Genomic DNA, 12,864 nt, shown 5'->3' on the forward strand with positions numbered 1-12,864 from the left:
CCGTTTGCGAAATTCTAGCTATTCTTGTAAAATATAGTAAGAAAGCCTGATCTATTATTAGGAGGAGCTTCAAATGCGGGACGTTTTGCTCGAGAAAATCGAACTCCTTCGACAGCGTATGGTAAATATGGGGTTAGAGTTTGGGTTAGATCATCCAGATGTCCTAGAATACAGTATACAAATTGATCAACTACACAACGAACTGAACCAGATCGATCATAGTCTGTCTAAGGCAGAGAACCGGAAGAAAGCGTATAGATTTTATTTAATGGAAAACAATGCACATTTTGCATAGGAAGGGGAAACCCTTCTTTTTTATTTTAAAAAGAGAGAATGAGCGCGTAAAGTGCAGGGGAACCTTGTGGGAAGAAGCGTTTCTTAGTAAACTGAATATACTGGTTGTAACAAGTGCAGGAATGATGAGCCTGTGAAGGAGGGAAAGAAGCATGATTACATTGACAGAGCGCGCCAGTCTGAAAGTAAAAGAAATGCTGGCGGCAGAAGGCAAGCCCGATGTGTTTTTGCGGGTAGGTGTCAGAACAGGTGGTTGCAGCGGCTTTACCTACGGGATGGGCTGGGACGAAGAGATGAAGGAAGGCGACGAGACCTTCGAGCAAAACGGTGTAAAAATTGTTGTCGATAAGGACAGCTATCCATACATTAAAGGTACAGAGATCGATTTCAAGGAATCGATGATGGGTGGAGGCTTCTCCATCGAGAATCCGAATGCAGTCGCTTCTTGTGGGTGCGGATCTTCGTTCAAAACAGCGTTGGCTGAAGGAAAAGCGGAGAAATGTGACGACTAAGAATAAATGAGACAGGAACCCCTTCGACTTGTGTGAATGATTGCGCACGAGTTGAAGGGGTATTTTGTTGTGCGAAAAGAAAAAAATTTACAAAATAAGGACTGGATTTTATAGTTAGGAATAATTGGAAGTGAAATAAATAGATGAGAGGCAGGATTGTTATGGTGAAGAAATTCAAACGGCTTACTGCTTGCGTATTTTCGGCCATCCTTTTGTGTACTGCCATTCCAGCTACGATTGATGCGGCACCACAGGTGAAGTCAAAAGGATATGTGGCAGGCAATTTGACGCTGTTTCCACAGCTCGATGTGAATGTGGAGGAGAAAGTCACGGTAACAGCAACGATTGCGAAAAAAGGGAAGCTAAAAGGAGATGCGGAATTTCACTTCACTGGTCCCGATGAGGATCTCGTGATGGAAGATGTGAAGGTCACAGAAGGAAAAGAGACGTACGAGGTAACGGGAACCTTTACTCCCTCGGAAAAAGGAAAATATGAAATTAAACTCACACTAACCATGAAGGGTGAGGAAAAGCAAGAGACAACGGGTGCTGCGTCTGGCATCATTCGGGTAGGAGATGAATGGAAATACTTCTTTGTCGCAGATGCAGACAACAAGCTGAAAGGTACGATCTACAAGGATAAATTGGTCAACGAGAGTCCGATGAAAGTGACTCAAGCCAAGCAGGTGACCGGTAAAATCTATCGTGGAAATCAAGAGATTTATTACTTGCAGGTCAACGATTCAGCAGGGGAAAAAGGGCTGCAACAAAGCTCTCTTTACAAGGTAAAGCAAGGTAGCAGCACGCCAGAAGCTGTGAAATTTGCAGGTGAAAAGATTACGTCCTTTGTCATGGATGGAAGTGATATGTACTTTACGGCTTATACTGACGACAACCGAGCGATGCTGTATAAAGCGAAAACCAATTCGGACAAAAAAGAGGAAGTTCTTGAAAATGTAGACTATGCAACGGTTTCAAATGGCTGGTATTACTTCCATGACACCCGTGATCAAGGACTCTATAAAATGAAGCTGGATGGGACCGAAAAAACGAAGCTTACCAAAGATGACACGAAAATAGATGTTGAGAAGGGCGGCAGCTTTGTGGTTTATACGGACGGGATTGCCTACGTGGATAGCAGCTCTCGGCATGTGCTGATTTCCAAAGAGGGTAAGCACTTGCAAGATGGCGAGCAAATCAAGGGCAAGATCGTTGATGTCGTTGGTAACAACATTTTCTATCTGGACAGCGACAAAGCTTTGTATCGGACACAGCTCGCTTCAGATAAAACAGAGAAAATCATAGACTTGGAGAACGATGCGATTGTAGAGATAAACGTACCCGCACATTACATTCTCTATGCCAAAACGAACAATGAGCTTTACAAGGTTCAGTGGAAATAACACAAGGAATCCATACTTCGGTATGGATTTTTTTGCGGCAACCTGTCACAAAATGACGCCTTTGTTTGTTATACGTGCGAATCGGAGGTGAGAGGGCTTGGATCATAACGAAATGGAGCAAGTGCTAAAGGAGGTCAGAGCCGGGGATATCGACCAATTTGGTTTGATCATCGATGCGATGCAAAAGCCGTTGTTCGTGTATTGCTATCACATGCTGGGACACCGACAGGAAGCGGAGGATGCTGTCCAGGAGGTTTTCTTGAAGGCATTCGAGCAGCTGGACAGCTATCGACACAACGTTTCTTTTTCGGCATGGATGTATAAGATCGCGTATCATCATTGCCTGAACTTGTTAAACAGGGCGAAGCTGAATCGCGTAGTCACTTTTTTGCGTGCGGGGATTCAGACGGTCAGTCGCCATGAAGGTGAAAAGAAGATAGAAGATACCGAGTACTTGAACAACCCTCTTCATGTAGCGATATCAAAGCTATCCGTAAAGGAGCGGAATCTCCTGATCTTGCGTGTGGTGGAAGAACGCAGCTACGACGAGCTGGCTATGTTGTTTGATAGAAAGCCAGCTACGCTGCGAAAACAGTATGAGCGTGCATTGAAAAAATGTAAATCTTACATGCTCGTGAGTGAAGGCGGTGATAGACATGACTCGATCTCAGCAACCTGATGATTGGAAACAGCAGTTACTAGCAGCCGCCGATGATTTCGATGTCAAGGATCAAGTCCTTCAAAAAATTAAGGAACGAAAAAATATATCGGAGGGAAAACAGATGAAAAAAAGATTAGGATTACTTGTTGCGGCTATTCTTGTGTTTGGAGGAACATCCGCTTATGCAGCCATGAAGGTATACGAATTGAAGAATGAAAAAGGGGAAGCGGTAGTGAAAGTGCAGCAAACTGCTACTCCACAAGAAAAAAGCAGCGCTGAAACGATGAAAACCTTTGAAGACGCACGAAACTCGCTTAAGCCAGGGGAAGGGGCAGCTATTTATATACCTGGACCGGACAATCCGAAAAAACGTGTTTCCTTCACATATATTCCTGTTGAACATTTGACTACACCACCGTTGCAGAAAGAAGTGGGCAGCTTTTATGAGGTACCAGCAGAGATAGCGGGTGGCTACAAATTCTTAAAAGGGCATGTCGAGTATCCATTTGATTATAGCCAACCAGAATTATTCGCAGAAATGCACAAGGAGGCGGAGAAGGACAAAAAACAAATCGTCATGCGAAAAGTATCTCCTAAGCCGACAATAAATAGAGTCTTTACGTTGTACAAAGGGAGTGAAGGAGCAGGGACGGACGGGGACGTGTACATTGCCATCACGAACTTTGAAGGTGTGAAATGGATCGAAGAAGCAGCAGGAGAGGATGCAATTGTAGAAAAAGTGAAAGTCCAGAAATATGAGGGAATGTATGTAGCCCAGAAGCTATTGGATGGAACAGAACAAAAACTTGTAAAGGTTTATCAAGAGGACAAAAACAGACTCATCGAAGTGGGTGCCAATAATCCAGCATTGACGAAAAAAGAATTGCTGTTGATTGCCGAGAATTTAAAGTAAAACAGTTCAGGTTAAAATTGTAACATTTAACCAATTTTGCACGTACTTACAAGAGCAGCTCTTTTATGGAGTCTGCTCTTACGTTATTTTTTCGGGCAAAAAGTCAATGTAGGGAGTGAAGAGATTGGCTGATGTTGCGCAAGAACAAAAAGGCTTACAGTGGCTTTTGCTGGGGGCATTTGGGATCGGCATACTGTTTGACTGGATGTTTTACGGGAAAGGCTTGGGCATCTCCTATCTGTTGTTCGTAATCGGCTTGTATGGCCTTTTTATTTGGCAGGCTAGGCAACGCATTCATTTACGCTTTTCTCGAAAGCAAGTATTCGACTGGATATGGACGCTTCCGATTTTTCTGCTGGCGCTAACCTTTTTTCTATTTTCCAATCCGCATTTTCATCTGTTCAACCTGGTACTGATTCCATTTTTATTCGTGATCCAAACGATCCTGATCACCAAGCGTCATCAAGCGAAATGGTACGAGGCAGGCTTTTTCATGGAGATAGTAGAGACATTGATTCTTTACACTCCGAAGTATACGCGCCTGCCATTTAGGCTGATAAAGGAACGGATCAAGGACAGGTTGGACCAGGAGAAGTATGGCGTAATGAAGAAGGTTTTCATCGGAATCGGCATCTCGCTGCCTCTTCTGGTGATTGTACTCTCCTTGCTCTCAAATGCGGATAGTGTGTTTGGACATTTTCTGGGTCAAATCCCGCGAAGGGTGATTGATGTCGATTCACTTGAAGCAATCTTTCGAATGATGCTAATCGGGCTCATTACGATCCTTGTATTTGCTTACATGTATTCTCTTTTCGGGAAACGAGAGGAAGTAGTAGAACTGCCTGTGCCCGAAGATGACAAAAAGATCGTCTGGGACGGAGTTATCCTTGTAACGATTCTGGCGATCATCAATATTGTGTACACAGCGTTTACATACATTCAGATATCGTATTTGTTCAGCGGGGCGAAGCGAGTTTTACCAGATGAATTGACGTACGCCGAGTATGCTAGAAATGGCTTCAATGAGCTGGTGACGGTCACCGTTATTAATTTCTTGATCCTCCTATGCACAATGCATTTCGCATCCCGGGCAAAACCAATGCTCTACCGGATTATTCAAGTACTGCTGAGTATGCTGACGATTTGTACGGGTTTCATGCTCGTGTCCGCCTATTTTCGCCTTTCGCTGTACGAGGATGCTTACGGGTATACGCATACGCGGCTGTTAGCTCACGTTTTCATGATCTTTTTGTTCGTGCTGTTTATCATTGCTCTTTTGAAAATTTGGCGAGATAAATTCTCTTTGATCAAGTATTACGCGATTTTGACACTCGTGAGCTACGTCATTCTGAATTACATCAATATGGACGTCATCATTGCCAAAAACAATGTACAGCGCTATCATGCGACCGGAAACATCGACATCGAGTATTTGAGCGAGCTGTCTTATGACGCCATACCGGTGGTTATGGAGCTTGTGCAGGACAAAAAGATAGAAGAGAAATTTATGGAGATGCTGCAAGAGCGAAAAGAGATTTTGTATGAGGACAATAGCTGGCAGTCCTTTAATCTCTCGGAGTATCGGGCAAAAGCTTATCTTCCATGAAAATAGGGAGGACGGAGACGAGGTGATCTATCGTCTCCGTTTTGTTTGGAACCAAAAGAGATAAAGAAAGATTCCCGCAGAGGTGATGACCACGGTGCCTGTAAAGACATAATCGTTCCATACTAGATTGGCGGAACTGATAGGCATGGCACCAGGACCTAACGCCAGCAAGTCTTCTCCGGCATCTGACTTCATGGCAGTACGTGTACAGATATTGGTTTCGAGCTCATTTAGCTCCCAATAAGAGGCATAGACAAGGTATTCTTGACCTGGTTGAAAAGGAATGCCGCATGCACCTCCAAGACCGCTGGTGACGATCTGAACTTGTGTCTGATCCACTCCTTTCCACGTGGACTGCACCTCGAAAATAATGTCAAAGCCCCCTCGCTCTGGTTTATCCCAAAAGGGAAGCCAACGAAGCCAGTCTGTTCGTTCATTTACCTGGAGAACCTTGCCTGTAAACACAGCAGCAGACTGATCCTTTGCTGTTAAAGGGTCAGGAGGTCTGGCACAACAACAGGCCGACGCAGGAATAGGCTGGATGAAAAAGGTGAAAAGAAGCACGAACGAGAAAACGGTAAGAATACCTTGAATGTTCCTGAACATCATCACTGATCCACTCCTCTAAACCATAAGACGGAGGAAAGAGAGGATTGTTCCGAGAATGATGACAACGATTATTTTATGTACTCTGGTGGGAATAATTTTTTTCACCTACCATACGACTTATGTCAAAACATTGACAGTGAAGCTGACGATTCCTTCTGTTCCCCCACTTACATTGGTTCATCTTTCCGATCCTCATGGACGAATACGGTTTTGGAATGGAGAGCTTCACAAACTGGTGAATGTCCACGATCCGGATTTGGTGATGGTGACGGGAGATTTGACACAGCACAGCGGGCAGTTGACGCGTGTGTTGAATGAGCTAGTGAAAGTAAAGAGCAAGGATGGAATATTCTTCGTTCCTGGCAATTACGAGAGAGAAGCGGGAAGATTTCACAAAAAGGTCTATTCGGATGCTGTCTACCGTTCCCAAAAAGAGGCCTGGCAGCAGGTAATGACGGTGGTGGAAAACAAGAGTACCGTGATAGAAAAGGACGGCAGTCGTATTTGGATATACGGCTTCGATAATTCGATTTACGGCAATGAACAACGTCCGGAACAAGAGATCCAGCAGGCGAACATGACGATATTTTTGGCCCACTCTCCCAATATAATCTCATTAATTCACAACGAGGGTTTGAAAGCTGACCTTCTCTTGACCGGACATACCCACGGTGGACAAGTTCGCTTGTTCAATCGGACTGTTGGTGCCTACAAGCATTTTCATGTCGGGCAAAAACAGGATCAATCCGTTGGTGTATTTGGCATCAGTCGCGGGCTTGGTACCTCGAGACTGCCAATCCGGCTGAATTGCTTTCCAGAGATAACGGTATACGCGGTCAATCAATCATGAACACTCATGTTCAACAATCGTTCCCCAATTCGTCACTGTTCGTTCACATGATCCCAGATTTTGGATTGGTTTCATCGAGTAAGATGGAAGTGTAGAAAAAGAAGAAAGAAGGGGTCAAAAGTGAACAAGAAGTGGGGTCTATTGATTTCTTCAGTTGCATTGTCTGCAATGTTGATGACAGCATGCGGCGGAGACAAGGAAGCTGCTAGCACGGCTCCTGCAGCAACTACTGGCACACAAGTGAATATCGAAGCTAGTAACTGGAAATTCAATCAAGAAACCTATGAAGTAAAAGCTGGCGAAGAGTTCACGATCAACTTCAAGTCGACAGAAGGCTTTCATGGTATTGGTATCCAAGGGCTGGATGTAGATCTCCAAAAAGATGGCAGCAAGACGATGAAAATCGATACAGCAGGCGAGTACACCATCTTTTGCAACGTGATCTGTGGACCAGATCATGCCAAAATGGTAGCAAAATTAGTCGTGAAATAATTCGATTCTCTTATTGGCATAAAACAACAAACAAGCACTTTGGCCTGCATATCGGGTCAAGGTGTTTTTTCATTTCACAGGTGGGGACATACTACATGGGCAGCTACTCATCGAGTAAGGGAGGAAACCACATGTCCAAGCACAACAACAAAGACAAGCGCCCAACGGAAGCATCCGCCGGCTCACGCAGCACTCCTCCGAAAACGGGAGAGAACACCGGGCAGAATTTGCGGAAAGAAGATCGATCGTAACATACAGGAGTAGATTCACGTAGGAAAAGCTCTCCCCATGACGGAGGGCTTTTTGCTTGTTATATACATGTTTTCGCGATTTTTGCACATGGTAAGGAGGAAAAGTTTTCAAGTCGGTGATGCGTCCCAAAAAGGAGATGAGTGACACTGGATAAGAAACACTACTACGTGACCTTACAAGCAGGAACGACCGTGGCAGAAATTCGCGATGAAAAAGGCTCCGCCACGTACGATTTTGAGATCGAAGCGACCGACGTACAAGTGGAAATGATGCGAGATTTGTTCAATAACTGTGTCCATGGGGATTTCATGATGTGGATGCATGGGCATACGCTATGGTCTGACATGCCGGATCGGGACAACGACGAATACGATGACAACCTGCGAGCCATCTACCAGCTTATTTATCAGTATGGCACCGAAAAAACAAAAAGTGATCTCGAGCAAATGGGCCTTGTAAAACTATTGGGGCTGGATAGAGAAGAGTTGCGCCCTTTTTAACGGGTCAATCATAGAAGTTTTCTAAGAAGAAGGAGTGAACAGCATGAAGATGTGGAAGCATGGAATGATGACAACAGCGCTGGTAATGGGGCTTGTTATGCCAGGTGTCGCGTTGGCCCAAGATGTATCTGCAACAGTTGCCCAGTTGAGCAAGCCGACTCACAGCCATGATGAGCATGGAGAGAAGCACATGAAGGTGCGCCACAGCTCAAACAGAGGCGTTCATCAAAAAATGTACATGCTCTTGCTAGCCGAAAAATACACACCGGATAGCGTGGGGAAATGGCAGGCAGCGTTTAAAGAACGCGATCGGTTAATGAGCGAGTTCGAGGCGCTGAGTGACGATCCGAAGTGGCAGGCGAAGCGTGAAGAACGCAAGCAACTGATCAACAAGCTGAATGAACAAGTGAAAAAGGGCGAAATCACCAACGAACAGATGGAAAAGCAGTTTAAGGAATGGAAAGACAAAAACATGGGGCCAAAAGAAGAGCGTGACGTCCGAAAAGCTCGGATTGAGCAAATGAAGAAAACACACGAAGCTCTTGACTCTGCGATTGAATCTGGTGATACAGCCAAGATTAAGGAATCACTCCAGCAAATGTTGGAACAAATGCAAGCAAACAATTCTCGCATGGCGGAAAAGCTGGCCATGAAGAAAAAATAACGTTTCGAACAAAAAAAGGACGTGACCGACTTACTGGTACGCGTCCTTTTCCATATTTGTTACAAGCATAGCAGGGGTCCATTCATCCAGAAAGACCATCTGTTCGGTTTGGCAGGAGGGACACCAGCCTGTATGGATGCACTGGTGGTGCGTACGATCCATGTAACCATTATCCATCTTGGAATCGTCTATCTCCCGGTAAGGACTGTAGTCGCCATAAAAGTCATACAGACGGCCTTCATCTTGCAGAGCTTGACCGCACGTTGAACACGCTTGTTGGAGGGCAGTAAAGCCATTGCAAACTGGGCAGAGATGATTCAAAGCGTATCGCCTCCTCGCTCCTCCTACTTTGCACGCGAACAAAAGCGGTTATGCAAAGGAATAAAAAATCCCTGTCGCAGCCATAGGAGGCAACAACAGGGACAAAACATTTTTATGATTTGAAGTTGTCCATGCTGGAAGAATGGCCAGGCTGCAATTTGGCATCCGGATTAAAGTAGGAAACCGCATTGTTTACAGCGGTAGGGGCCTCACCAAATCCAACTGCGATCAGCTTCACCTTACCAGGGTAGGTTGCGATATCGCCTGCTGCGAAAATGCCTGGGATGTTTGATTCCATGCGGGTATCGACCACGATTGAGCCTTTTTCGAGCTCCAGTCCCCAGTTCTTGATCGGACCGAGAGAGGAGATGAAGCCGAAGTTGACAATGACTGCATCGACTTCCAGATCGATTTCTTCTTTTGTCGTGCAATTGGCCAGCGTGAGTTTTTCGATGCGCTCCTCGCCGTGCAAAGCTGAAATTTCGTAAGGTGTCGTGACATTTACTTTGGAGGACATGAGCATTTCTACGCTGTGTTCATGTGCGCGGAACTTGTCTCTGCGATGGATGAGGTGTACTTCTTTTGCGATAGGTTCTAGCATGAGGGACCAGTCCAGTGCGGAATCACCGCCGCCAATAACAGCTACACGCTGTCCCTTGAAGGAGTTCAAATCGGTAACAAAATAGTGCAGATTGGATTTTTCATATTTGACGGCATCTGGGTGTTCCAGCCTGCGAGGTTCGAACGCTCCTACCCCAGCAGTGATGATGACGGATTTGGAGTAGTGAGTGCCTTTGTCCGTTGTGATTTCAAACACATCGTCTACTTTTTTTACGACATTTTCCACTTTCTCTTCCAGGCAAACGGTTTGCTGAAAGCGTGAAATCTGATCCTTCAGATTATTGATCAAATCTTGTGCTAAAACCTTTGGAAATCCGGCTACATCATATATGTACTTCTCCGGATAAAGAGCGGATAACTGCCCGCCTAGCTGGGGCATGCTCTCAATGATTTTTACACTGGCCTGTCTCATCCCGCCGTAAAAAGCGGTAAATAACCCGGCAGGGCCGCCACCAATGATCGTAATGTCGTAGATTTGCTCGTCCTTTTGCAGAAAATTCAACCCAAAGCACCTCCGAATTAATCGTAAGCGAACTCCTCAACCATTATAACCCATACAAGTGGAAAAACAGGAGAGAAAATTCGAAAGATGATAGGCAAAAAAACCTTGCAAATCCAATCGGTTGTCGATAAGATGAGGATGACTGTAAAGAATTTGTCACATTTTTCTATGTCTGACTTTGTGCATTTTTTCACAGAGTGGTTCGGATGGCATGACAGGGCAATAATTCCGATACTACACGGGTCATGAATTGGGGCATCTTAATTTGTACCAGACCACGTGAAAAATCGCACAATCTTCCTTAAGTTACCATGGACAATGACATCATACATGATTGGAAGGGATACTGATGGGTACACCCAAAATCCTGATTCTTGGCGCTGGGTACGGTGGTTTGCTCACAACGTTGCAGCTTCAGAAAAAGCTCAACTACAATGAGGCAGAAATCACCTTGGTCAATAAGCACAACTATCACTACATCACGACATGGCTGCATGAGCCGGCTGCAGGTACAGCACCGGCCGATCATGCTCGCGTCAGTCTGGATGGCATTTTGAACAAGGATAAAGTTAACTTTGTCAAAGGAACGGTGCAAGCCATTCAGCCAGAGGAGCAGACCGTCACACTCGAAAGTGGCGAGGTGCTGTCGTATGACTATCTCGTCATCGGACTGGGCAGCGAGCCAGAAACGTTCGGAATTGAGGGACTCAAGGAGCATGCGTTTAGCATTCGCAGCATCAATGCGGTCCGCAATATTCGCGAGCATATTGAATACATGTTCTCCAAATTTAAAAATGAGCCGGATCGTACGGACTACCTGACGTTTGTTGTAGGTGGAGCTGGCTTTACAGGCATTGAGTTTTGTGGAGAGCTCGGCGATCGTCTGCCAGAGCTGTGCCGAGAATTTGATGTCGATCCAGAACTGGTGAAAGTCTACTGCATTGAGGCAGCACCAACTGCATTGCCTGGCTTTGACCCAGAGCTGATCCAATACGCAATAGATGTATTGGAGAGAAAAGGCATCGAGTTCAAAATTGGAACACCCATCAAGCAGTGCACCCCAGATGGCGTACTGTTGAATACCGGAGAAGAAATCAAATCGAAGACCGTTATCTGGGCAGCAGGAGTCCGCGGCAACAGCATCGTGGAAAAAGCAGGCTTCGAAGTCATGCGCGGTCGCGTCAAGGTAGACGAATACTTGCGTGCGCCTGGTTATGAAAATGTTTTTGTCGTAGGGGATTGTGCCTTGATTTTCAACGAAGAAGGTCGCCCTTACCCGCCAACTGCGCAAATTGCGGTACAGGAAGGCGAGACGCTGGGTGAGAATCTCGCTGCCTTGGTTCGTGGCGATCTTCCGCAAAAATTCATCCCGCATCTGCAAGGGACATTGGCCTCTCTTGGAAAAGGCGAGGGTATTGGGCAAGTTGGTTCGAAAAAGCTGTTCGGCAGCACAGCAGCCATGATGAAAAAAGCGAGCGACCTGCGCTACTTGTACAAAATTGGTGGCGTCGGTCTCGCGCTGAAGAAAGTAAAGCTGTAAATCGATGCGTCACGCGAGCATTCAAGTCCGGGGGCTCATGGTCCGCGAAGAGATGGATCGGTACAATGCTATGATGGAAGTGGGCCTTTATCTGGAGGAGCAGGGGCGACACGATTTGGCATGGCATGTACAGCGTGAAGTAGATATTCTCATCCTGCCTGCCATCGAGCGGCTCAAGGAAAAGGGCCGCGAGAGGGATCGGGAAAATCTGCGATACATGATCGATAATGGGCTCCTTGATGACGAGGATGATTGATTGGTACCCCCGGCGAAGAAGAGCCGGGGGTTTCGTTTAGCTAGGATGTGAAAGGAGCGAGCTGGATGCGTGAAGGGAAGGTTTGGCTAGGCGCCTGCGGGATCGTCATTCGTGGGCAAGAAGCATTGGTTGTCAAAAAAACGTACAGCGGACTAAAAGGACAATGGTCATTTCCCGCGGGGTTCGTGCAGGAAGGTGAGACAGTAGATGAAGCAGCAGTGCGTGAGGTACTGGAAGAAACGGGTGTCGAGGCAGTCGTACGACAAGTAGCGGGAATCCGTTCAGGCGTCATTCGGGAGTCCATTAGCGACAATATGGTCGTTTTTTGGATGGATTACATAGGGGGAGAACCGCGCCCGCAGGAAGGTGAGATCGCGGAGGCGAGATTTATGCCGATACAAGAGCTGCTTCATGATCCGTTGTCTTCGACTTATTTGAAAATCATATTGCCGGACTATATCAAACGGGAGCAGGGAATGACAGGTCAATCCTTTGCTATCGATCCCATTTTTCAATACACTTCTTATAAAATCTTTAAGTAATTTTGCGAATAAGCTAGATAAACCGCAATGTTTCCGCTTACATTGCGGTTTTTTTATGTTTTTTTCGCAATGAACTGCATTGTTAACCAAGGGGAGATTCTGATATAGTTAGATACATCAAAATAATCTGAATATACATGCAATTAATTTTCAAGCATGTATGCCGAAAGGGGAGCTCAACATGAGACAAAAACAAGAACAGTGCCCGTACTGCCATGGCCAAGGGTATTTCCAACTGCTCCTGGGGGGCTCGGAGAATTGCCCTAACTGTGACGGAGCTGGCACACAGGAAGCTCAGAAGGAAGCTGTTTCTTCTCATCAATAAT

Annotated in this window: 17 protein-coding genes; 14 read left to right on the plus strand and 3 right to left on the minus strand. The window is 45.8% G+C overall.

The window, feature by feature from the left end:
* Nucleotides 1-73 precede the first annotated feature (73 nt).
* The 6 genes from C7R94_RS19515 (at nt 74) to C7R94_RS19540 (ending at nt 5,389) form a co-directional block, all read left to right on the plus strand.
* Nucleotides 74-295 carry an aspartyl-phosphate phosphatase Spo0E family protein gene (locus tag C7R94_RS19515; RefSeq protein ID WP_056491752.1) on the plus strand — a complete coding sequence of 74 codons (222 nt, stop codon included), beginning with the start codon at nt 74-76 and terminating at the stop codon, nt 293-295.
* A gap of 151 nt (nt 296-446) precedes the next feature.
* Nucleotides 447-806, plus strand: coding sequence for an iron-sulfur cluster insertion protein ErpA (gene erpA / locus C7R94_RS19520; RefSeq protein WP_007716763.1), 360 nt, complete (start codon nt 447-449; stop codon nt 804-806).
* Nucleotides 807-967: 161 nt separating this feature from the next.
* On the plus strand, nt 968-2,209 hold the full coding sequence (locus C7R94_RS19525) for a DUF5050 domain-containing protein (protein ID WP_158264695.1): 1,242 nt from the start codon (nt 968-970) through the stop codon (nt 2,207-2,209).
* Nucleotides 2,210-2,306: 97 nt separating this feature from the next.
* Nucleotides 2,307-2,888 carry an RNA polymerase sigma factor gene (locus C7R94_RS19530; protein WP_106783833.1) on the plus strand — a complete coding sequence of 194 codons (582 nt, stop codon included), beginning with the start codon at nt 2,307-2,309 and terminating at the stop codon, nt 2,886-2,888.
* Complete coding sequence (locus C7R94_RS19535; RefSeq protein ID WP_106783836.1) at nt 2,866-3,783, plus strand: hypothetical protein; 918 nt, start codon at nt 2,866-2,868, stop codon at nt 3,781-3,783. Before C7R94_RS19530 ends, C7R94_RS19535 begins: the two co-directional genes overlap by 23 nt.
* 115 nt (nt 3,784-3,898) lie before the next feature.
* A complete protein-coding gene (locus C7R94_RS19540; RefSeq protein ID WP_233220611.1) occupies nt 3,899-5,389 on the plus strand; it encodes a DUF4153 domain-containing protein in 1,491 nt (496 codons plus the stop codon).
* Between the two features lie 27 nt (nt 5,390-5,416).
* On the opposite strand, the gene C7R94_RS19545 is transcribed toward C7R94_RS19540, so the two are convergent.
* Nucleotides 5,417-5,998 (minus strand): hypothetical protein, encoded by a 582-nt coding sequence (locus C7R94_RS19545; RefSeq protein WP_233220612.1) that lies wholly within the window; start codon nt 5,996-5,998, stop codon nt 5,417-5,419.
* A gap of 55 nt (nt 5,999-6,053) precedes the next feature.
* Between C7R94_RS19545 and C7R94_RS19550 the strand changes: the two genes are divergently transcribed.
* From C7R94_RS19550 to C7R94_RS19565, 4 genes are all read left to right on the plus strand, one after another.
* Nucleotides 6,054-6,848 (plus strand): metallophosphoesterase, encoded by a 795-nt coding sequence (locus C7R94_RS19550; protein WP_106783844.1) that lies wholly within the window; start codon nt 6,054-6,056, stop codon nt 6,846-6,848.
* Between the two features lie 120 nt (nt 6,849-6,968).
* Nucleotides 6,969-7,340 carry a cupredoxin domain-containing protein gene (locus C7R94_RS19555; RefSeq protein WP_047074906.1) on the plus strand — a complete coding sequence of 124 codons (372 nt, stop codon included), beginning with the start codon at nt 6,969-6,971 and terminating at the stop codon, nt 7,338-7,340.
* Nucleotides 7,341-7,732: 392 nt separating this feature from the next.
* The gene (locus C7R94_RS19560; protein ID WP_047074907.1) at nt 7,733-8,092 is read left to right on the plus strand and encodes a hypothetical protein; all 360 of its coding nucleotides are present in this window, start codon (nt 7,733-7,735) and stop codon (nt 8,090-8,092) included.
* A 43-nt stretch (nt 8,093-8,135) separates the two neighbouring features.
* Entirely contained in the window at nt 8,136-8,756 is a 621-nt protein-coding gene (locus tag C7R94_RS19565) for a hypothetical protein (RefSeq protein ID WP_106783846.1), read from the plus strand.
* Nucleotides 8,757-8,786: 30 nt separating this feature from the next.
* Here the strand turns inward: C7R94_RS19565 and C7R94_RS19570 are convergent, their stop codons facing one another.
* Entirely contained in the window at nt 8,787-9,077 is a 291-nt protein-coding gene (locus C7R94_RS19570) for a hypothetical protein (protein WP_106783849.1), read from the minus strand.
* A 112-nt stretch (nt 9,078-9,189) separates the two neighbouring features.
* Entirely contained in the window at nt 9,190-10,200 is a 1,011-nt protein-coding gene (locus tag C7R94_RS19575; protein ID WP_106783852.1) for an NAD(P)/FAD-dependent oxidoreductase, read from the minus strand.
* Nucleotides 10,201-10,549: 349 nt separating this feature from the next.
* Between C7R94_RS19575 and C7R94_RS19580 the strand changes: the two genes are divergently transcribed.
* The 4 genes from C7R94_RS19580 to C7R94_RS30080 all read left to right on the plus strand — a co-directional run bounded on the left by C7R94_RS19580 (nt 10,550) and on the right by C7R94_RS30080 (nt 12,863).
* Nucleotides 10,550-11,740 (plus strand): NAD(P)/FAD-dependent oxidoreductase, encoded by a 1,191-nt coding sequence (locus C7R94_RS19580; RefSeq protein ID WP_047074914.1) that lies wholly within the window; start codon nt 10,550-10,552, stop codon nt 11,738-11,740.
* A 4-nt stretch (nt 11,741-11,744) separates the two neighbouring features.
* Entirely contained in the window at nt 11,745-11,996 is a 252-nt protein-coding gene (locus C7R94_RS19585) for a hypothetical protein (protein ID WP_007716742.1), read from the plus strand.
* A 65-nt stretch (nt 11,997-12,061) separates the two neighbouring features.
* Complete coding sequence (locus tag C7R94_RS19590) at nt 12,062-12,538, plus strand: NUDIX domain-containing protein (protein WP_088909214.1); 477 nt, start codon at nt 12,062-12,064, stop codon at nt 12,536-12,538.
* A 160-nt stretch (nt 12,539-12,698) separates the two neighbouring features.
* Nucleotides 12,699-12,863: a YuiA family protein gene (locus tag C7R94_RS30080; RefSeq protein WP_157966770.1), complete on the plus strand. Its 165-nt coding sequence runs from the start codon at nt 12,699-12,701 to the stop codon at nt 12,861-12,863.
* The last annotated feature ends 1 nt before the right edge of the window (nt 12,864 follow it).

The sequence above is a fragment of the Brevibacillus sp. NRRL NRS-603 genome (genome assembly GCF_003013445.1).
In the GTDB taxonomy this organism is placed as follows: domain Bacteria; phylum Bacillota; class Bacilli; order Brevibacillales; family Brevibacillaceae; genus Brevibacillus; species Brevibacillus formosus.